Below are 19,677 nucleotides of genomic sequence, written 5' to 3'. Positions count from 1 at the left end.
CTCAGGCCCCCTTGGCCGCGGTGCGGACCAGGACGAGGCCGCCGTTCGGACCGGGAACCGCGCCCTTGATGAGCAGCAGACCCTTCTCCGCGTCAACGGCGTGGACGGTCAGGTTCTGGGTGGTGACCCGCTCGTTGCCCATGCGACCCGCCATGCGGAGGCCCTTGAACACACGGCCCGGGGTGGCACAGCCACCGATGGAGCCGGGAGAGCGGTGCTTGCGCTGGGTGCCGTGTCCGGCGCCGAGGCCCTTGAAGTTGTGACGCTTCATGACACCGGCGAAGCCCTTGCCCTTGCTCTTGCCGGTCACGTCGACCTTCACGCCGGCCTCGAACACCTCAGCGGTGATCTCCTGGCCCAGCGTGTACTCGGAGGCGTCCGCGGTGCGGATCTCGACGAGGTGGCGACGGGGGGTGACGTCGGCCTTGGCGAAGTGGCCCTTGAGGGGCTTGTTCACCTTGCGCGGGTCGATCTCGCCGAAGGCGATCTGGACCGACTCGTAGCCGTCGGCGTCGTTCGTACGGACCTGGGTGACGACGTTCGGGCCGGCCTTGACGACGGTGACCGGAACAACACGGTTGTTCTCGTCCCACACCTGCGTCATGCCGAGCTTCTCGCCCAGGATGCCCTTGATCTGCTTAGCCATTCTCAGCTCACCGACCCTCAGAGCTTGATCTCGATGTCGACACCGGCCGGGAGGTCGAGTCGCATCAGAGAGTCAACGGTCTTGGGGGTGGGGTCGAGAATGTCGATCAGGCGCTTGTGCGTGCGCATCTCGAAGTGCTCGCGCGAGTCCTTGTACTTGTGCGGCGACTTGATGACGCAGTACACGTTCTTCTCAGTGGGCAGCGGCACCGGGCCCGCGACCGACGCACCAGTGCGGGTCACCGTCTCGACGATCTTCTTCGCCGAGGAGTCGATGACCTCGTGGTCGTAGGCCTTGAGCCGGATGCGGATCTTCTGTCCCGCCATGGCTACTCAGTAGTCCTTTGTCTCGTTAACGCTCTGGTACCCGGTGTTCCTGACCCCTGCTCCGACCCACGCGGTCGGGCGTGTCGCGCTTTCGCTGACACAGATGTCCCTTGTTCGAACATCCCTTGCCTGAGAAAGAGAATCACCGGGTGCCTGGCCGGTGCCGCACCTTGCTTCCCGAAAGATTCCCGTACGTCCGCCCCAGCGCTGCCGTAGTGGCAGTTAGGGCGACGAGTACTGTGGGACTCGCTTCCGGTCCTCCCGGCGGGAGGCGCGCAGCATCAACACTCGACCGAGCAACTCGGACAGTCTGCCATATGGGGTGGGGCGCTGGCCAATCGAAGCCGAGGATCGTACCCCGGGAGTGACGCAGGTCAAACCCTTGGCTCAGCTCGGGGTGTCCTCGCGGGCCTCTCGGCGCTTCCTGCGCACCGGCTCCGCGAGCCCGGCCACCTCGACGATCGCTCTCAGTAGCGCGAGGACCACGGAGAGCTCGAAGAAATCGCCGACCATATAGCGGAGATCACGGAACACCACCGCGCAGACCGCACCGATCGCAGCGCAGTAGAGCGCGGCCCAGAACCCTCGCCATCTGCGCATCGGGTAAATGACCAACGGCACCAACGGCCACACGTACGCGGTGGCCAGGAGGGTCACGGCCAGTGCGACGACTATGACGGTCACGCGTCCTCGGCCCTTCGGATCACAGAACCCCGGTCCCCACGAGGATCCAGCCCGCGATGAGCGCGGCCGGGAGGAATATGAGGGCGCTCGCGAAGACGAGCCCCATTTTCCACGAGTTCCTGTCGGCGATTTTCACGCACAGCACGGTCATGGGGGTCAGGTACAGGAACAGCAGGACGAATACGATCAGGAACCCCGCTCCCACGACGTGCCTTTCTGTGTCTCACGGAGGCATCACCCGGACGGAAGACGGGGGCCGGGCCGCAGACCCGGCCCCCGTCATTCAACCACCCGGGGTCACTGCGTCAGATTGGTGGAGAACTTCACGCTCGGGTCGTCACAGTGGATGACGCTCGACGGCCGGTTTCCGGGGCCGTCGCCGAAGACCGGGACAGGTGCGTCCACGCGCCACGGGTTACCGCCGCTTCCCCTGTTCGCGGCATCGCAGCTGGCGAAGCCGTTGCCGTTGGGAGCGTTGGCGGGGAAGTTGGAGAAGTCCTTCCAGTCCCCCACGTGCACCCGGCCGCTGGACGGACGGCCGAGGTTGTCCGTCATCTTCCCGTCGACGTAGACATAGAGATCGGGCATGTAGCTCTGGTACACCAGGGCGTTGCTCGGGTCCGCGTCCTTGTTCGTCTCCAGGTGGGTCGGCTTGACCGAGCCGTCCGCGCAGAACGCGGCGGCGATGTCGTGCCAGATCGGCGGAGCGTTGCCGATCATGCTGCCCCACATGTTGTTGTTCCAGTCGCCGGAGTTCTTGAAGAACATCGAGTAGATGTCCCCTGCCACCCGGCGCACCGAGAAGTTGGTGTCGGCGCTGGCGTCGACCTTGTCGAGCCAGGCCTTCATGTTGTCGTTGATGGACTTGTGGCCGATCATCGCGCGGTATCCGTGGACGCCTCCGCCCACGGCGCGGATGTCCACACAGGTGTTGTCCGAGTTCAGGCGCGCGCCCCTGAGGTGCGGGAAGTAGGCCTGCCCCGGTGTGTCCCCGTCCACGAGCGGGTCGGCGGTGTAGGTGCGCCCGTATTCCAGGGCGTCGGGGGTCGTGTAGGTGAGGTCGGGGACAGGGATGTGGTAGTCCGCCGAGATGCCCTTGATCAGTTGGGTGACGAAGACGGGCAGGTGGGCGTTGCCGACCCGGTTGTCGAAGCTCGCGCTCTGGCTGCCCGGGATGATGTGCCCCGTGCTGTCCTTCACGAACGTCACGTCGACATCGCTCTTGATCTTGTAGCTGTTGGGGTCCTGGAACGCCTGGCCGGGAGACGCCGACATGCTCGGGCGGGAGTTCGACATGCCCATCCACATCGGGATGGACATTGACGGCACCGTTCCGTCGGAGTTCGGCGTGTATCCGCCGGCCTTGATGTTCTGGTACCACTGCTCGCCCGCGTCATAGGTCTTGGGACCCGTGCACTCGTCCTTGTTCGTCTCGGTGGTGCAGCGCGGCCACGACGTCAGGCCGTTGTCCGACACCTCGTTGCTGGGAGTGCCGTCCCACAGCGGGCCGCCGTCCGTCCCGTGGGAGAGCTCGACCCCCCAGTCGTAGAGCGACTTCATCGAGCGGATGGGCGTGTTGAGCTCGGTGACCGGCCAGTTGGAGTTGAGCTCCTGGTTGGGGTCGAAGACCGAGGCCGCCGTCAGCGTGCGGTGGACGAACGTGCCCTGCACCGGCTGGAAGGCGATGGCGCCGTAGGCGACGTCGGCGTCCGCGGACCCGGTGGGCGAGTAGTTGGACAGGGACACGCTCGGGGTGCCGTTGAACTTGAAGGCACCCAGCGAGACCCACTTGTTGTTGTTGCCGTTCTGGTCGATGTACCGGTCGTAGGGACCGCCGACCGCACCGGTGACCTCGTAGTGGGCGCGCTTCTCCTGTGCTCCGGTGTCGGGGACGTGCACCCAGACCTGGGCGAGATCGAAGCTGCCGTTCGGGGTCCAGCTACCGCGGATCGTCATGGGGCCCGAGGTGGTGCCGCCCAGATGGTCGGTGTCGCGGGTGTGGGTGTACCAGAAGTGACCGCCGTAGCCGCCGCCTATCTGGTGCAGGTCGGCCTTGGCCTCGTACTGCCCCTGGGTGTCGGCGTAGAACGTGAAGCGGAACGTGCCGTCGGACTTGACCGCGCCGCAGTCGCTCCAGGTCGGAGTGCCGTTGGGTACGGAGGCGACGACCGTGGCGCCCGACGGGGCCCCGCTGCACACCGGGGTGCCGTTCTTCAGCCGGTAGCCGCGGCCCGGCTCGTTCACGAGCGTCTGGTACTTGATGTTCTCGTGGCCGCAGTTGGTGGCGCAGTCGTCCTTCCACTTCGCGTTCGACTGGTTCCACCAGTACTTCTTGTAGCAGGCGGCGTCCGGGCAGTCCGGCGGACTGCTCGGGTCACAGTTGTTGTGACTGTTGCAGAAGGTGCTCTTGGGCGGGGAGACCATGGAACGCTGCACGTCACTGACCCACCAGGCGGGGCGGAAGCCGGCCGAGGAGAACCCGGACTCGCCCTGCCAGTCCTGGCGCCCGGAGGTGGCGTAGGAGAAGCCCGTGTCCGTGGACCAGGCGGCCCAGCCCATCACCTTCTCTTCGTACGGCCAGTCCTGCGGGTGTGCCGCGTCGTGGTTGGCGTCGGGGTCGACGGTGGTGTCCATGAACGGGTTGTCGTTCTTGTACACGGGGTTGGCCGGGTTGTTGTACCAGCCCAGACCCCACGCGCCGCCCGAAGCGGTCGGCGGGTTGAAACCGAGGTTGTAGTTCCAGACGGCGGTGAACCAGTTCTCCACCCTCGACGGGTCGTCGTCGTTGACGGTGACCGTCTGCCCGGCGGTGTGCACCTCGTTCCACTTGTCCGCGAGGATCTTCATCGACGCGGCGATGTTGCTCGCGTAGTCGACGGCGACGATCTTCTGCTTCCCCGGGGAGAGAGACGTCTCGTGGTCCTTCTCGTGCCCCGCCATGCGCATGCCGTCGGTGACCTGGCCCACGCCGTAGCCGCAGTCGGACTTGTCCCAGTGGATGTTCCAGAAGTCGGCGACCGTGCCGCCGGCCTTGTGGCCGTAGTAGCCGTCCACCGCGGCGAGCGGGCTGCCCATCTGGCCCGGGATCGCGCCGGACTCGGCCTGCCACAGGTTCGATTCCTGGGACAGGATGCCGAGCAGGACGTTGACCGGGATCTGGGCGCCGGCCTTGGCGTTCAGCGTCGGCCTGGGGAAGAGGCCCTGCGGGTCGACGGTGCCGAGACCGGCCTGGTCCCGGTAGCCGCCCTGCCGGATCCACGAGGAGGTGAGGTTGCCGCGTACGGCCATGCCGGCGGCCCACTCGACCTGGTTGGGGGTCGGCTGGAGCGCCTGCACGCTGACGTCGTTGCGGGAGACCGAGCACCAGCGGTCCGGGTCGGTCGGGTCGTGCGCCGGGTCCGAGGCCGTGGCGGTGGCGGGGGCGGCGCGTTCCAGCTGGGTGTCAAGGCCGCCCGACGCGGTCTCCGTGACCGGCTTGGTGCCGCTGCCCAGCGCGGGCGAGGGCTCCCCGGTGCCCGCCGCCGTCCGCGGCGCCACCTGCTGGGTCAGCTCGGTGCCCGTGGTGGTGGCGGTGGAGGTGATGGTGGCCGGTGCCGTCTTCGCCAAGGTCTGCGGCGACACGGCGGACTCGGCGGCCGCCTTGCCCTCTTTGTTCTGCGGGGCCTTGGTGAAGCCGCGGCCGGCGTTCTCGATGCGCTCCAGACCGGCCCGTACGCCGGGCATCAGCACGGGGTCGACGGCGAGCCGGCCCTGCGTGGAGACATCGGTGTCGGCGGGCGCGTCGAGCCGGGTGATGCCCGTGCCCTTCGTGTGCACGGCACCGGTCGTCTTCCCGGTCAGAAACGCCTTGCCGGGAGCGCCGGGCGCGAGGTCGATCGCGCCGGGAGCGCCGGAGGCGACCGTGGCCGGCTTGCCGTGACCGCGCCAGATCTTCGCCGTGTGCTTCTTGTTGCCGCGCTCGACGAACGCGATCTCCTCACCACGGGCGTCGAGCGGCCGGATGTCGAAGGCGACGGCACCGACGGACGTCACCTTGCCGGTCTTCCCGGACGTGCTCCTGCCGGTGTCGCCGAGGCGCACCAGATCGTGGCCGATCGCACCGACGGCACCGCCGGTGACCGGCGCGGCCGAGGTGACCTCGCCGCGCACCGACGCCTGGGTCAGCTGCTTGCCCCCCGTGTTCACGGTGACCACACGGGTCTTCACCGCGGCCGGGTCGTTCATGTCCCGGTACGCGGTGAAGGCGGCCGTATGGGCGGAGGTGTTGCAGGTCGGGTCGAAGTACGCCAGCGAGGCGGTGAAGCCGAGCTTGGTGACCGAGCCCGTGCCGGTGTCGACGATCGCCGTGAACGCCCCGCCCTGGAACAGGTCGGGCTTGTTGGTGAACGTACGCGGCGCGTAGACGACGGCCACATGGTTCCGGTCCATCAGGCACTGGTTGCCGATCCACGAATCCGCCGGCATCCCGGGCTCGGCGAGGATCGCGGCGGTCTTCCACGCGTACGCGTCCTTGGAGTCCGCCACGAGGATGTGCACGCCGTCGGCGTCAGCGGCGGCGGTGACGGCCCGGTCGGACGAGGACTTCCATCCGGTGCCGAGCTTGTGGCCCGGGTCCTTGATCCGGCCGTTTCCTGACGGACCGGGGGTCGCGGAGGCCGGGCCGGCTTGGGTGGTGGGGCCGGACGCGGACGTCGAGTGGGTTCCGGTGTCCGGCGCGCCGAACGCCGGAGCGGCGCTCAGCAGGCCACCGCTCAACGCGGTGCACGCCGCTATGACCACCAGAGGTCTGTGAAGTTTTCGCCTGGGTCTCAAGGCTGAAGTTCCCCGATTTGTTTAGGAGTTCGGATCCGCCGCACCGGGGGCCGAGTGGTCGGCCCCTCAGGCGCGGTCGGACGAAAGGGACCGGTCAGGCGCACTCGGACGAGCTGTTGTCGACCGAGAAGACGTAACCGCCCGTCCAGTTGAAGAGGTTGGCGGTGCCCGCTTCGTTCTTCATCAGCGCGGAGATGCCGACACAGCGGCCACCGGACGCGAGGGTGCTGCTGTGCACCGGGCCCGCGTACTCCGAGAAGTTGCCCTTGTCGCGCTCGCCGGCCGCCTTGTTGTCACCCGGCCACATCTGCAGGTCCATGTAGTTGGCGCCGCCGGTGGTGTTGTTGTCGAGGATCGCGCAGGCGCTGTTGCCCTTCATGTAGAAGAACAGCGTCGCGGAGCGGTTCGTGGCGCTCGGCAGCGCCTTGGCGTCGACGAACTCGTACCCGGTGCCGCAGACGGTCGCGGAGGCGGCGGCGGCCGGGGTGCTCGGCACGGCGACCCCCAGCGCGGCGACGGCCGAGGCGGCGACGGCGAGGCGGGTCAGGTTCCTACCGAATGCAGACATAGTTCCCCCTGGAATTGGTCGAGTTGTGGGACATCACCGACCACGGGACGAGGGCTGCCCCCCGTTCAAAAGCCCGTTCGATCGAAGACCTCGGGACTGTAGCCACTCGAACTCTTCACAGGCAACGCATAAAATTTGCGCATCGAGAAGGCGCAACGCCTAAAAGTAGCGGCCGCATTGGGTCCGCCCTCGCCTTTCACTCAGAACTTCACCATAGGTCCGGATTGGGCGACTACGCTGCGCATATTTGGCGGGCGCAGTGACGTACGCCACAACTTACAACGTTTCAATTCCGGCCCCGGAACAGGGAAATGCCTCCCTTCTGGCGTCAACCAATGGAAAGGCAAATCGAGTTGGCGAACAGTCAAATCTCAGAGGCGAACGTGCGCCTTGTCAGAAGCCCCACGGAGCGGGATGCGGGGTCCGTGTGCGGTCCTCGGACCAGATCAGGCGGGCCTCCAGGTCGTCGCCGAGGATCTCCTTGAGCCGGTCCACCGCCCAACCGTTCCAGTGGACGCCGCCCGGGAACTCAGGCACCCGGAAGGCAGGCAGCTCGGCCGGCAGGGCGTCGGGGACGAAGAACGTCTGCTTCATCTGGCCCGTGCCCTTCTTCGGCTTCGACGACCGGCGTGTGTCCACGCAGTCGACGACCTTCTCCACGAGATGCAGGAGATAGCCGGGCTCCCCTTGGCCGTCGGTGTCCTCCGGATACACGGGGAGGTATCTCCCCGCCGCTGACAGCTGCTCCGCCAGGAGGTCGGCGACGCGACGGCTGAAGACCGGCGCACCGGGATACCCGCACGGGAACTCCGCCCTCCGCAGCCGCGGATTGCCGACCCATTCCGCCCGGAAGGACTCCGGCAGATCCTCGGGAGACCCGGTACGCAGCCAGCGAATCAGCTTCCGGTGGGCGTACTCCTCCAGAGAGAGGGTGCGGAACTCGTTCATGCTCGGCATCAACCGGTAGACCGCGAGGGGGCCGCGGGAGCGTTCAGCCGTCATGGCGCCGTCCAGTACGCACCGGCCCCCGGCTGACCGGTGGCGAGCTCACCCTCGACCTGGCGGCCGATGGTGCGCAGCTCCTGACGGAGCTGGGAACGGATGGCACGGGCACCCAGGCCCTGGTCGGTGCCGTCGCGCACGACCTGCTCCAGGTGCTCGTTGACGCGTCGCAGGAAGGGCTCGCGATGGGTGAAGTTGTGCGGGCTCGGGTGGCCCAGCGGGATTCCGTTGGCGGCGTCGTTGACATCGACTCGGTACCTTTCCAGCAGTGCGCGGCTGCGGGCTCCAGGGGCCCAGTGCCCCATGCTCCCGCCTGACGGAACGAGATGAGCGGCCGCGTGGCCGCGTGGCACCTTCCGCCCCTCTCGCTTCATGTTCCTCTTCAGCCGCCGGGCGTTCTGCCGGCAGGTGAGAAGGCCCAGGTAGTCGATCCAGAGCAGCGGGTTGAGACTGTAGCGCCGGGGGTTGGGGCCGGCGTCCATGCCCAGGGGGTCGGGGCTGACGTAGGCCGCGGTCACCGGGTCGTAGTGCCGGAAGTAGTTGTAGTGGAGCCCTGTCTCCTCGTCGTGGTACTGGCCGGGGAAGCGGAGCGGGGTGTGCGCGGTCGCGTCCGGGGAGGGTCCGGGCAGACCCCAGAGGGTGGCGTCCGCCTGCCAGGCCAGTGAGCCGTCCTCGGCGACGAGTTCGGTCGGGGTGCCGACGACGTCGGTGACGATGGCGTAGAAGCGTTCGTCGACCACGTCCTGGGGAGCTCCGGCCAGGGTCGTGCGTTCGGTCTGCGCGACCGGGGTCGTCCCCTCGCGGTCCCAGGTGAGGGTGTGTTCCCGCGCGCCGTCGACGGTGCGCGTGGTCTGCTCGACGAGGTGCGGGCCGTCCCAGCTGAAGCGGGTCTCCTCGACGACCGTCGTGCCGTCCCCGGCCAGCCGCTGCTTGGCGACCCGGCGGCCGAGGGGGTCGTAACGATAGCGCCAGACCGTCCCGTCGGGTGTGGTCACCGACGTGAGCCGGTCCTCGCCGTCCCAGGTGTAGCGCCACACGTCCGGCTTGCGGGAGAGGCGGGTCCTGCGGCGCACGGTGACACGGCCCGCGGCGTCGTACTCGTAGCGCACGGAACCGGCACGCGAGACCCGGCCGCCCTCGTACGACCGCTCGCCGCGCCCCTCCGGAACGGCGTGCCGGTCCGGCCAGGTGGCCCAGATCTGGTTGCCGGCCTCGTCGTACGCGTACGACTCGGTCCAGTCCGCCGCGCGCACGGCGGTGATCCGCCCCGCCGGGTCGACGTCATAGGTGCGGCGCCCGGTGCCCTGGTCGTCGAGGGCCGTGACACAGCCGTCCGCCCGGTAGGAGTACGTCTGCTGCTTCAGCGGGCGGGCGGAGTGCGGTGCGGAGAGCGTCTGGGCGGTGAGCCGGTCCTCGCTGTCCCAGGTGTGGGCGAGGACGGCCCCGGTGGTGCCCAGTCGGCGCGCGGTCTCCCGGCCCACGGCGTCATGGGTGGAGGCGAGGGTGCGTCCGGCGGCGGTGAGCGTGACGCGGTTGCCTGCCGCGTCGTAGCCGTAGTCAGTGGTGACACCGGCGGGTGTGGTGCGGCGTGTGGGGCGGTTCAGGGCGTCGTACGTCGTCGTCACCGCGTGCCCGTCGATCGCCTCGCCCGTGATGCGCCCCGCGGCGTCGTAGGTGTAGGTGAGGGTGGCGTCGTACCCGGTGGCGGTCAGCAGCCGGCCGGCCGCGTCGTGGGTGAAGACCGTGGTGGCGTGGCCGTCAACGGTCTTCTCCACCTGGTTGCCGACGCTGTCGTACCGGAAGGCCGTGGACTGTCCCAGGGGGTTGGTACGGCCGGTGAGCTGTCCGGCGGCGTCGTAGGTGTAGGTCACGGTCCGGCCGTCGAAGTCCGTCTCCGCTACCGGACGACCGACCGCGTCATAGGTGTAGTCCCAGGTCAGGCCCTGCGGGTTGACGACCTGAGTGAGGCGCAGCTCGGTGTCGTGGGTGAAGGTGTACCGGACCCCGTCGGCGGTCGTCCGTGAGGTGAGCAGGTCGAAGCCGCCGTAGGTGAACCGGGTGACCTGGCCGAGCGCGTCCGTGTGGGCGACGCAGTTGCCCTCCGGGTCGTACGTCCAGGCTTCGCCGGTGCCGTCCGGGTCGCGGCGGGTCGCCTGGAGTCCCTCGATGGTCCAGGTCGTCTCCGTCGTCGCGCCGAGGGGATCGGTGATCGTCGTGTGCCGCCCGAAGGCGTCGTACGTGTAGTGCCAGACGGCGCCGAGCGCGTCCGTCTCGGTGAGCGGCTGTCCGACCGCGTTGTTGGTGAAGTGCTGTACGGCGCCCAGCGGGTCGGTGAGGGAGGCGAGGGCGCCCGTCCTGTCCCGGGTGAATCGCACGGTGCCGCCGTCGGGAGTCGTGACGGCCGTGCAGTTGCCGCGCTCGTCCCACTCCTGCCGGGTCACCTTGCCGTCGTAACCCGTCAGTTCCACGGGCAGGTTGAGGTCGTTGAAACGGGCCGAGGAGGTCGATCCGTCCGGCAGGTGTACGGCGGTGAGGTTGCCGGCCGAGTCCCACTCCAGCCGGGTGGTGCGGCCCAACGGATCGGTGCGCGAGAGCAGTTGGTCCCGCTCGTCCCACTCCTGCCGGACGACATGGCCCAGCGGATCGGTCTCGGCGATCATCTGGAAGGCGTTGTTGAACTGGTAGACCGTGGCATTGCCGAGCGAGTCGACGGCGGTTGTGCGGAGCGCCGCGTCGTCGTACGCGAAGGTGTAGTCCAGGAGTCCGTCCCGGCCCCGTCCGGCGGTGCAACGCCCAGCCGCGTCGTACTCGAAGCGGTACCAGACGCCGTTGCGGTCCTCCCATCCGGTCATGCGCCGGCGCTCGTCGTAGAAGTAGCGGAGCGGAAGACCCGAGGAGTTGACGACCTCGGCCAGCTCACCGCCCGCGTCGTAGCCGTAGCGTACGAGGACCGGCCGCTCCGGGGCGCTGTCCAGGGCCAGGGCGCTGATCCTGCCGTTCTCGCAGGTCACGCCTATCTCGTAGCCGCCGTGGTGCAGCATCCGGGCCGGGGAGCCGTCGGCCGCGTAGGTGACGGTGATCGTGTTGTCGTTGCGGTCCCTGACGGCGACCAGGGCGAGTTCGGTGGGACCGCGGCCCGCCACGGGCCGGAAGGCCAGCGTCTGCCCTGTCTCGGGCCGGTGCACCGTGACCTCGCCGTCGGGAGTGCCGTCCCAGCTCATGGGCCACTGCGGCCCGTCCACCGGCAGCACGGAGAGGTCCCTCTCCGGCACCGGGTACACCAGGATCATGCCGTCGTCGACCAGGAACCTCACGCCGGTCGCGTCCAGCACGAGCCGCTGGTCGAGCGTGCAGGTCCAGCGGCGTCCCAGGAGGCTTCCCCCTTGGGAGGCGGTGCGATAGTGCCGCTCGAAGACGAGCGGGAGCATGCCGTCCAACGAGACGTCGGTGGCGGACATGACCATCTCGCCGGTGGCCATGTCGACCGGGTCGCCTCGCTTGAGGAGCTTCTTCATCTGCCGCCCGAACGCACGGCTGCCCTTGCCGAGGCCCTTGACGCCCAGAGCCATGCCCTTGAGCCCGGTCTTGCCGAAGGCCTTGAGCCCCTTGGCGAGACCACCGAGGGTGGTGAGCCCCTTCATGCCGGGTATGCAGTCCAGGGCCGCCAACCCCACGTCCCATAGGGAGGCTTGGCCCTTGGAGTATTTGTAGAGCGTGTCGGCGAGGACGACGAGGGCCGCGATCAGCACGATCGCCCCGAGGATCGGCCCGCCGATGATCATCGCGATGACACCGACCACGGCTACGACGACCTTGCAGACGGCGACGATGTTGTCCCAGTTGTCGGAGAACCAGTCCCCGACCTCCTCCCACCACGACCGGTTCTGAATACCCGCGTCGGAGGCTTCATCGATCTTGGTCTTGGCGGTACGGGCAGCCTCGTCACGCATCTTGCGCGCGTCCTCGGCCATCTTCTTCGCCGCGTCCAAAGCGCCCTGCGCGTTGTGGACGTCCGTCTGCGCGCTGCTCTGCGCGGACTTGGCGTGCTGGGCGTCACGGGTGGCAGCCCGGACTTTCGACTCGTCGGGCTTGTCACCGCCCGACTTGCTGCCGGTCGGGTCGTCCTTGTACTTGTCGGCTTCCTTGTTCGCCCGGGTCACCCACGAATCGGCGGACGCCAGACGGGAGTTGGCGGAGGAGAGGTCGCTCTGCGCCTCCCGGCCCTTGGCCAGCGCCCGGTCCGCCAACGCCTGGGCACGCTCCAGCTTCGGCCAGAAGTCCGCCAGCGCATCCCCGCACAACTCGTACGACTTCTTCAGCTTCTTCAGGTTCTTCGGGACGCCGCCGAACTCGTCCTTGAAGACCTCGGCGGACTTGCCCGCCCACTCCAGCAGGGTGTCCTCACCCGCCATGCCATTGACCAGGCGAAGGGCGTCGGAGACGTCGTCGGCGAAGTCGTGGAGCGTCTTGGCCAGAATCTTGATCCGGTCCGGATCACCCGGCGTCGGGTCCTTGTCCAGGTCCAGGACATGCCAGTCCGTGGGCCGATGCCCCGCCATACCGCAACCCCCGTCACGCGCGCATCACCAACAGCCGTATGCACACGCGAACTTACCCGGTACGGGCGTTCGACGGGAAGAACAAACGAGTCGGCCGCATGCTCACGCCTTCGGGGAACATGGGCCGAAGTCACCCTGCCACCGACCTACGGAAACCCGCACCCCGGTGCCGCGGGCGATCTTCCCCAAGGACCACTAGGGTGAAAGGAACCGCACAAAGACAACGGCCCCCGCCGGGACGGCAATCCCGATGGCGTCATCCACGACAACGCCCGCCACACCACCCGCTTCACGGTGATCGGCAACCATCTCGCCCAACACCCGGAGCTGTCCGGCCTCGCCATCGGACTGGCCGTCTACATCCAGTCCGTCCCCGCAGGCGTCCCCGTCGACATCGGCACGCTCGCCACCCGCTTCCCCGAGGGCAGAACCCGTATCGCCGCCGCCCTGCGCGAACTCGAAACCCACGGCTATCTGCGCCCGAACGCAAGCGCCTGCCCTGCGGCCGCATCGTCACCCGTACGACGTCCTGCAACCAACCGGGCCACAGCCGCGAGGCCGAGCACCACCCCGTCGCGCCCCCGAAGAAGAAGCGCACTCCACGCACTCCACGCAAGCCGCTCCCCGCCGTCCCCCACCCCGGATATCCAGCCCAGGCGCTCCTCCAGCAGGCCACCGACCTCCTCGCCGGCCTCCGCCGCTACGACCCCCGTCTGCTCCTCTCGGCCTGCGACACGGCCCATCTCGCCCCCGGCGTCGCCGCCTGGCTGGAACGCGAGGTCACCCCCACAGCCGTACGCCACGCCCTGACGGCAGACCTCCCGCAGGATCCGCTGCGCCGCCCGGCCGCCCTCCTGGCCCACCGCCTGACCGCCCAGCTCCCGCCCGCACCGCCGCTCCGTGCTCCGGCACAACCACCGCAGGGACGGCACCCCCTGCGCAACTGCGACGGCTGCGATCACGCCTTCCGCTCGCCCAACCCCGGGAACCGCTGCCCCAACTGCCGCTGAACCAGCTGCCCTTACGCCCCAGCGTCGCCACCCGGCTCGATACGGTCCACCGTCTCCTCGCTCCACCCCCGGATGACCGCCGCCTGCTCAGCCGTAAGCCTGTCGAAGAAGTGACGGCGGACATTCCCGGCATGCACGAGCACCGCGTTCTCGGCCACGCGACGCCCCTCCGCGGTCAGCCCGACGCCCGCGCGACGACCGTCGGCTCCGCACCGGGTGCGCTCCACGAAACCGCGCTTCTCCATCCGCGTCAGCTGGTGCGAGACGCGCCCCTTGTCCCAGTCGAGCAGCTCGGACAGCTCACCGACACGCATCTCACGGCCGGAGTCCCGCCACAGCATCATCAGCACCCGGAACTCGGCCTTCGAGATGCCGCAGTCACGCTGGAGACCCCGTTCCAGCTCCCTGGTGAGCAGCCGCTGCGCGCGCATCCAGGTGTCCCAGAGATCCCACTCCTCGGGGTCCAGCGTACGAGTCTCCGCCATGCCGGAAAGCATAGCGGGACCAGGGGAGTTGCCACATCAACTCTCCCGAGCCTAGAGTCGGGGAGAGAAGAGTTGACATGACAACTCCATCGGGAGGGCAGTCACCATGGCACTGCGCATCGGCATCATCCTCGGCAGTACCCGACCCGGACGCCGGGGCGATCAGATCGCCTCCTGGGTGCTCGACGTGGCCCGCGCCCACGGCGGCGCCGACTACGAACTGATCGATCTCGCCGACCACCGCCTCGGCAACCTGGACGAGGGCCTCAATCCGAGCCTCCGGCAGTACGAGCACCCGCACACCCACGCGTGGTCCGCGCTGATCGAGAGCTTCGACGGGTTCGTGTTCCTCGTCCCGGAGTACAACCACTCCTTCCCCGGCGCCCTCAAGAACGCGCTGGACTACCTCTACCGGGAGTGGAACGACAAGGCCGCCGGCATCATCAGCTACGGCGGCCGGGCGTCCGGGGTCCGGGCCGCCGAGGCACTCCGGCTCGTCCTCGCCGAGCTCGGGGTGGCCACGGTCCGCGCACAGCCGGGCGTCCCGCTGATCCCCACGTTCGCGACCGGCGGCTTCGTCGCCGGGGACGGCCTCGACACCGCGGTGATCGACATGCTCGACCAAGTGACCGGCTGGGCAAGGGCGTTGCGCGGTGTGCGGGAGACCGAGCCGGGGCAGGCCTCGGCGGCTTGAGGCCCCGGCCGCGTCCCCTCAGGGCCAGTCGACCAGCGCCGCGAAGACGACATACGCGAACGGCACCATCAGCGGAGCGGACAGCGCGAAGACCGCGCGGCGAGCCAGGTACCGGCGCTCCCACGGCAGCGCCCAGCTCACGAACAGCAGAACCAGGGCGATGCCGAGGCCACCCAGCAACACGGGGAACGCGACACCGAAGCTCGACTCGAACGCGTCGGCCTCTCCCTCACCACAGGAGTCGCACGCCATGGCGGAGAACCCTCCGACGAGGTAGGCGACACCGCACGCGGGGAACGTGACCAGCGTCGAGACGAGAGGGGCGACCCAGGATCCGGGGGCGCGTTCGGCGAGGGCGTTGTCGCTCATGAGCCCATCCCAGCGCCTGCCGACGGCTCGGGCATGAGCGTTCGTACTCAGGCGCGTCGATCGTCGTACGCATCTCGCACACCGGACGCGTCACCCCGGCCCGGCATCAGCCGGTAGACATCCACCCGCACCGGCAGCACATCCGGTGACCCCGGCCGGCCGGCGCCTCCGCCTCATCAGGGCCCGCCGACCCCCGAGACCCCCGCCACGACCTGCCCCACCACGTCCACGATCTCCCGCCCGAACGCCGTCGGCGCCACGAGCACCCCGAACACCAGCGCAAGCCCCACCGTCACGCTCTGATCCGACCGGCTCCGGGCATGCACCGTCCGCCGCAACCGCAGGACGAGGATGACGGCCAACAGCACCGCCACATCGACCGTCAGCATCATCGGGCAAGTCCTTCCGTCGACGAGGTCCGCTGCACCCGAGCCATGGGCGACAAGTACGGTACGCACCCCACCTAGCGCCCGACTCGGCCCCGACAAGACCGGGCAGGACCGGGCAGGACCGGGCTGAACAGGCAGTGCCCGGCGCCCTCAAAACCCTTGCCAGACCCCGCCGCCCGTCCCATGATCACGCCCATGTACAAGCGAAGACGCGCCCTCGGCGCCTACCTCGGCGTGCTCCTCGCCGCCGTCCTGCTCCCCGGCATACGGCCGATCGACGACAACGTGGCCTGGGCGGCGCTGCTGCCCGCCCTCGTCTTCCTCATCGTCAACCAGCTGATCTCCAGCTATCCCAGCAGCATCCGCACCGCTCCCCCGCTCATGCTGCTCATCCTCGGCGCGGTCGGCGTCGTCCAGGACACCCTCGTCTGGCTGCTGGTCTCCTGGATCGGTTCGGAGCTGGAGTCCGGGCTGGACGTCGACGGCTTCCTCGCCGCGCTGCTCGGCGGAGTCGTCGTACGTCTCACCGTCCTGGCCCTCATGGCCGTAGGACCGCAGCCCTCCCCCGACTCCGCGTAACGCGAAAGGGCCCGCACGACCGAAGTCGTGCGGGCCCCTTCGAAGAGACCTACCGGTCAGCCCTGTCGGGCCAAGATCACTTCGTGATCTTGGTGACCTGGCCGGCGCCCACGGTCCGGCCACCCTCACGGATGGCGAACTTCAGGCCCTCTTCCATGGCGACGGGCTGGATGAGCTCCACCTTCATCTCGGTGTTGTCACCCGGCATGACCATCTCGGTGCCCTCGGGGAGGGTCACGACGCCGGTCACGTCCGTCGTACGGAAGTAGAACTGCGGACGGTAGTTGTTGAAGAACGGCGTGTGGCGGCCACCCTCGTCCTTGGACAGGATGTAGGCCTGGGCCTCGAACTCGGTGTGCGGGGTGACCGAACCGGGCTTGATGATGACCTGGCCGCGCTCGACGTCCTCGCGCTTGATGCCACGGAGGAGCAGACCGACGTTCTCACCGGCCTGGCCCTCGTCGAGCAGCTTGCGGAACATCTCGATGCCGGTGACCGTGGTGGTGGTCTTCTCGGTCTTGATACCGATGATGTCGACGGTCTCGTTGACCTTGAGGACACCACGCTCGATACGACCGGTGACGACGGTGCCACGACCGGTGATCGTGAAGACGTCCTCGATCGGCATCAGGAACGGCTTGTCGACGTCACGCTCGGGCTCCGGGATCGACTCGTCGACGGCCTTCATCAGGTCGAGGACGGTCTGGCCCCACTCCTTGTCGCCCTCAAGGGCCTTCAGAGCGGAAACCTTGACGACCGGCAGGTCGTCGCCCGGGAACTCGTACTCGGAGAGCAGCTCACGGACCTCGAGCTCGACGAGCTCCAGGATCTCCTCGTCGTCCACCATGTCGGCCTTGTTCAGGGCGACGACGATGTACGGAACGCCGACCTGGCGGGCCAGGAGCACGTGCTCCTTGGTCTGCGGCATCGGGCCGTCGGTGGCGGCGACCACGAGGATGGCGCCGTCCATCTGGGCAGCACCGGTGATCATGTTCTTGATGTAGTCCGCGTGACCGGGGCAGTCGACGTGGGCGTAGTGACGGGTCTCCGTCTGGTACTCGACGTGCGCGATGGAGATGGTGATACCGCGCTGGCGCTCCTCGGGAGCCTTGTCGATCTGGTCGAACGCCGAGGCCTCGTTCAGGTCCGGGAACGCGTCGTGCAGCACCTTGGTAATGGCGGCCGTGAGGGTCGTCTTACCGTGGTCGATGTGACCGATGGTGCCGATGTTGACGTGGGGCTTAGTCCGCTCGAACTTCGCCTTCGCCACTGGGTCCTCCTGTGGAGTGGTTCTGGTACGCCTTACTCATCGGCGCCAGGTGATCTTTGCTGGGATGCCGCCCGCCGGGGTTCTCCCGTGCCGGGCGATCCCCGGCGGTCGGTGTCAAGCCTAAAGCGTGTAACGAGAGTGTGTTACTCGCCCTTGGCCTTCGCGATGATCTCCTCGGCGACGTTCCGCGGAACCTCGGCGTAGGAGTCGAACTGCATGGAGTAGCTCGCACGGCCGGACGTCTTGCTGCGCAGGTCGCCGACGTAACCGAACATCTCCGAGAGGGGCACGAGGCCCTTCACGACGCGGGCACCGGCCCGCTCCTCCATGGCCTGGATCTGGCCACGGCGGGAGTTGATGTCGCCGATGACCTCACCCATGTAGTCCTCGGGCGTGGTGACCTCGACGGCCATCATCGGCTCAAGGAGCACGGGGGACGCCTTGCGCGCGGCCTCCTTGAAGGCCTGCGAACCGGCGATCTTGAACGCGAGCTCGGAGGAGTCGACCTCGTGGTAGGCACCGTCGAGAAGCGTGACGCGGACGCCCGTCATCTCGTACCCGGCGAGGATGCCGAACTGCATGGCCTCCTGCGCACCGGCGTCCACCGAAGGGATGTACTCCTTCGGGATACGGCCACCGGTCACCTTGTTCACGAACTCGTACGAGGCGTCGCCGCCCTCGATCGGCTCGATCGCGATCTGCACCTTGGCGAACTGGCCGGTACCACCAGTCTGCTTCTTGTGCGTGTAGTCGACGCGCTCGACGGCCTTGCGGATCGTCTCGCGGTAGGCCACCTGCGGCTTGCCGACGTTGGCCTCGACCTTGAACTCACGGCGCATACGGTCGACCAGCACCTCGAGGTGCAGCTCGCCCATACCACCGATGATGGTCTGGCCCGTCTCCTCGTCCGAGTGGACCTGGAACGACGGGTCCTCCTCAGCGAGGCGCTGGATCGCGACGCCCAGCTTCTCCTGGTCGCCCTTCGACTTGGGCTCGATGGCGACCTGGATGACCGGCGCCGGGAAGTCCATGGACTCCAGGATCACCGGCTGCTTGTCGTCGGACAGCGTCTCACCGGTGGTGGTCTGCTTCAGGCCCATGACGGCGACGATGTCGCCGGCGCCCACCGACTCGATCTCCTCACGCTTGTTCGCGTGCATGCGGTAGATCTTGCCGATGCGCTCCTTCTTGCCCTTGACGGAGTTCAGCACGGCGGTGCCGGACTCCAGGCGACCGGAGTAGATCCGGACGAAGGTGAGCTTGCCGAGGTGCGGGTCGCTCATGATCTTGAACGCCAGCGCCGACAGCGGCTCGTCGTCGGACGGCTTGCGCTTGATGACGACCTCGGGGTCCTTCACGTCGTGGCCCTCGATGGCCTCGACGTCAAGCGGGGTCGGCAGGTAGCGCACGACCGCGTCGAGCAGGGGCTGAACGCCCTTGTTCTTGAACGCGGTGCCACAGAACACCGGGGTGACCGTGGTGTCCTTGGACTTGCCGGACGCGATGGTGATACGACGGATCGCGGCGTACAGCTGCTCCACGGAAGGCTCCTCGCCCTCCAGGTACAGCTCCATGATCTCTTCGTCGTTCTCGGCGACGGCCTCGATGAGCTTGCCGCGGTACTCCTCGGCAGCCTCGGTGTGCGTGGCCGGGATGTCGACGACGTCGTACATCTCGCCCTTGGCCGCCTCGGCGGACCAGACCAGGGCCTTCATCGTCACGAGGTCGACGACGCCCTTGAAGTCGGCCTCGGCGCCGATCGGGAGCTGCATGACGAGCGGCTGGGCGCCCAGGCGGTCCGAGATCATGTCCACGCAGCGGTGGAACTCGGCGCCGGTACGGTCCAGCTTGTTGACGAAGCAGATGCGGGGCACGCCGTAACGGTCGGCCTGACGCCACACCGTCTCGGACTGCGGCTCCACACCGGCAACGCCGTCGAACACCGTCACGGCACCGTCGAGGACGCGGAGCGAACGCTCCACCTCGACGGTGAAGTCGACGTGACCCGGGGTGTCGATGATGTTGATGGTGTGGTCGACACCCTCGAGCGGCCAGTGACAGGTGGTGGCAGCAGAGGTGATCGTGATGCCACGCTCCTGCTCCTGCTCCATCCAGTCCATGGTGGCAGCACCGTCGTGGACCTCACCGATCTTGTACGACACACCGGTGTAGAACAGAATCCGCTCGGTGGTGGTCGTCTTGCCCGCGTCGATGTGGGCCATGATCCCGATGTTGCGGACCCTGGCCAGGTCAAGCGAAGTGGTAGCCATAAGGCTTCAGTCTT

15 protein-coding genes and 1 pseudogene are annotated in these 19,677 nt (G+C 68.0%); 3 read left to right on the top strand and 13 right to left on the bottom strand.

Annotated elements, in window-relative coordinates:
* Position 1: 1 nt before the first annotated feature.
* The 8 genes from rplC to EJC51_RS29065 form a co-directional block, all read right to left on the bottom strand.
* On the bottom strand, positions 2-646 hold the full coding sequence (gene rplC / locus EJC51_RS29100) for a 50S ribosomal protein L3 (protein WP_055517290.1): 645 nt from the start codon (positions 644-646) through the stop codon (positions 2-4).
* Between the two features lie 17 nt (positions 647-663).
* Complete coding sequence (rpsJ, locus tag EJC51_RS29095; RefSeq protein WP_003948644.1) at positions 664-972, bottom strand: 30S ribosomal protein S10; 309 nt, start codon at positions 970-972, stop codon at positions 664-666.
* Positions 973-1,359: 387 nt separating this feature from the next.
* Positions 1,360-1,656: a hypothetical protein gene (locus EJC51_RS29090; protein ID WP_126273789.1), complete on the bottom strand. Its 297-nt coding sequence runs from the start codon at positions 1,654-1,656 to the stop codon at positions 1,360-1,362.
* A 19-nt stretch (positions 1,657-1,675) separates the two neighbouring features.
* Positions 1,676-1,861, bottom strand: a complete 186-nt coding sequence (locus EJC51_RS29085; RefSeq protein ID WP_126273788.1) for a hypothetical protein — start codon at positions 1,859-1,861, stop codon at positions 1,676-1,678.
* A 92-nt stretch (positions 1,862-1,953) separates the two neighbouring features.
* Complete coding sequence (locus EJC51_RS29080) at positions 1,954-6,435, bottom strand: Tat pathway signal protein (RefSeq protein WP_126273787.1); 4,482 nt, start codon at positions 6,433-6,435, stop codon at positions 1,954-1,956.
* 127 nt (positions 6,436-6,562) lie between these two features.
* The gene (locus EJC51_RS29075) at positions 6,563-7,036 is read right to left on the bottom strand and encodes a hypothetical protein (RefSeq protein WP_097267799.1); all 474 of its coding nucleotides are present in this window, start codon (positions 7,034-7,036) and stop codon (positions 6,563-6,565) included.
* Between the two features lie 393 nt (positions 7,037-7,429).
* Positions 7,430-8,038, bottom strand: coding sequence for a hypothetical protein (locus tag EJC51_RS29070; RefSeq protein ID WP_126273786.1), 609 nt, complete (start codon positions 8,036-8,038; stop codon positions 7,430-7,432).
* Positions 8,035-12,597: a DUF6531 domain-containing protein gene (locus tag EJC51_RS29065; protein ID WP_126273785.1), complete on the bottom strand. Its 4,563-nt coding sequence runs from the start codon at positions 12,595-12,597 to the stop codon at positions 8,035-8,037. The genes EJC51_RS29070 and EJC51_RS29065 overlap by 4 nt, the downstream gene beginning before the upstream one ends.
* A gap of 258 nt (positions 12,598-12,855) precedes the next feature.
* Between EJC51_RS29065 and EJC51_RS48880 the strand changes: the two are divergent.
* Positions 12,856-13,607, top strand: a pseudogene (locus tag EJC51_RS48880) (helix-turn-helix domain-containing protein).
* A gap of 11 nt (positions 13,608-13,618) precedes the next feature.
* Here the strand turns inward: EJC51_RS48880 and EJC51_RS29055 are convergent.
* On the bottom strand, positions 13,619-14,092 hold the full coding sequence (locus EJC51_RS29055) for a MarR family winged helix-turn-helix transcriptional regulator (protein ID WP_126273784.1): 474 nt from the start codon (positions 14,090-14,092) through the stop codon (positions 13,619-13,621).
* A gap of 106 nt (positions 14,093-14,198) precedes the next feature.
* Here EJC51_RS29055 and EJC51_RS29050 point away from each other — a divergent pair, with 106 nt between their 5' ends.
* Positions 14,199-14,786: an NADPH-dependent FMN reductase gene (locus EJC51_RS29050; protein ID WP_126273783.1), complete on the top strand. Its 588-nt coding sequence runs from the start codon at positions 14,199-14,201 to the stop codon at positions 14,784-14,786.
* Between the two features lie 18 nt (positions 14,787-14,804).
* Here the strand turns inward: EJC51_RS29050 and EJC51_RS29045 are convergent, their stop codons facing one another.
* Together EJC51_RS29045 and EJC51_RS29040 are read right to left on the bottom strand one after the other, a co-directional pair.
* Positions 14,805-15,155, bottom strand: a complete 351-nt coding sequence (locus tag EJC51_RS29045) for a hypothetical protein (protein WP_126273782.1) — start codon at positions 15,153-15,155, stop codon at positions 14,805-14,807.
* 176 nt (positions 15,156-15,331) lie between these two features.
* Entirely contained in the window at positions 15,332-15,547 is a 216-nt protein-coding gene (locus EJC51_RS29040; RefSeq protein ID WP_126273781.1) for a hypothetical protein, read from the bottom strand.
* A 192-nt stretch (positions 15,548-15,739) separates the two neighbouring features.
* On the opposite strand from EJC51_RS29040, the gene EJC51_RS29035 reads away from it, so the two are divergent.
* Complete coding sequence (locus EJC51_RS29035; RefSeq protein ID WP_165951199.1) at positions 15,740-16,123, top strand: phage holin family protein; 384 nt, start codon at positions 15,740-15,742, stop codon at positions 16,121-16,123.
* A 76-nt stretch (positions 16,124-16,199) separates the two neighbouring features.
* On the opposite strand, the gene tuf is transcribed toward EJC51_RS29035, so the two are convergent.
* Complete coding sequence (gene tuf / locus EJC51_RS29030; RefSeq protein ID WP_079308664.1) at positions 16,200-17,393, bottom strand: elongation factor Tu; 1,194 nt, start codon at positions 17,391-17,393, stop codon at positions 16,200-16,202.
* 143 nt (positions 17,394-17,536) lie between these two features.
* Positions 17,537-19,663 (bottom strand): elongation factor G, encoded by a 2,127-nt coding sequence (fusA, locus tag EJC51_RS29025; RefSeq protein WP_079308665.1) that lies wholly within the window; start codon positions 19,661-19,663, stop codon positions 17,537-17,539.
* Positions 19,664-19,677: the final 14 nt, after the last annotated feature.

The sequence above is a fragment of the Streptomyces aquilus genome (genome assembly GCF_003955715.1).
GTDB classification, from domain to species: domain Bacteria; phylum Actinomycetota; class Actinomycetes; order Streptomycetales; family Streptomycetaceae; genus Streptomyces; species Streptomyces aquilus.
This window is presented reverse-complemented; position numbering and strand designations above follow the sequence as displayed.

Bases quoted from the DNA above. Each gene is read 5' to 3' on its own strand.
- rplC (WP_055517290.1), bottom strand. From the start codon at position 646: ATGGCTAAGCAGATCAAGGGCATCCTGGGCGAGAAGCTCGGCATGACG.
- rpsJ (WP_003948644.1), bottom strand. From the start codon at position 972: ATGGCGGGACAGAAGATCCGCATCCGGCTCAAGGCCTACGACCACGAG.
- EJC51_RS29075 (WP_097267799.1), bottom strand. From the start codon at position 7,036: ATGTCTGCATTCGGTAGGAACCTGACCCGCCTCGCCGTCGCCGCCTCG.
- EJC51_RS29070 (WP_126273786.1), bottom strand. From the start codon at position 8,038: ATGACGGCTGAACGCTCCCGCGGCCCCCTCGCGGTCTACCGGTTGATG.
- EJC51_RS29065 (WP_126273785.1), bottom strand. From the start codon at position 12,597: ATGGCGGGGCATCGGCCCACGGACTGGCATGTCCTGGACCTGGACAAG.
- EJC51_RS29055 (WP_126273784.1), bottom strand. From the start codon at position 14,092: ATGGCGGAGACTCGTACGCTGGACCCCGAGGAGTGGGATCTCTGGGAC.
- EJC51_RS29050 (WP_126273783.1), top strand. From the start codon at position 14,199: ATGGCACTGCGCATCGGCATCATCCTCGGCAGTACCCGACCCGGACGC.
- EJC51_RS29045 (WP_126273782.1), bottom strand. From the start codon at position 15,155: ATGAGCGACAACGCCCTCGCCGAACGCGCCCCCGGATCCTGGGTCGCC.
- EJC51_RS29040 (WP_126273781.1), bottom strand. From the start codon at position 15,547: ATGATGCTGACGGTCGATGTGGCGGTGCTGTTGGCCGTCATCCTCGTC.
- EJC51_RS29035 (WP_165951199.1), top strand. From the start codon at position 15,740: ATGTACAAGCGAAGACGCGCCCTCGGCGCCTACCTCGGCGTGCTCCTC.
- fusA (WP_079308665.1), bottom strand. From the start codon at position 19,663: ATGGCTACCACTTCGCTTGACCTGGCCAGGGTCCGCAACATCGGGATC.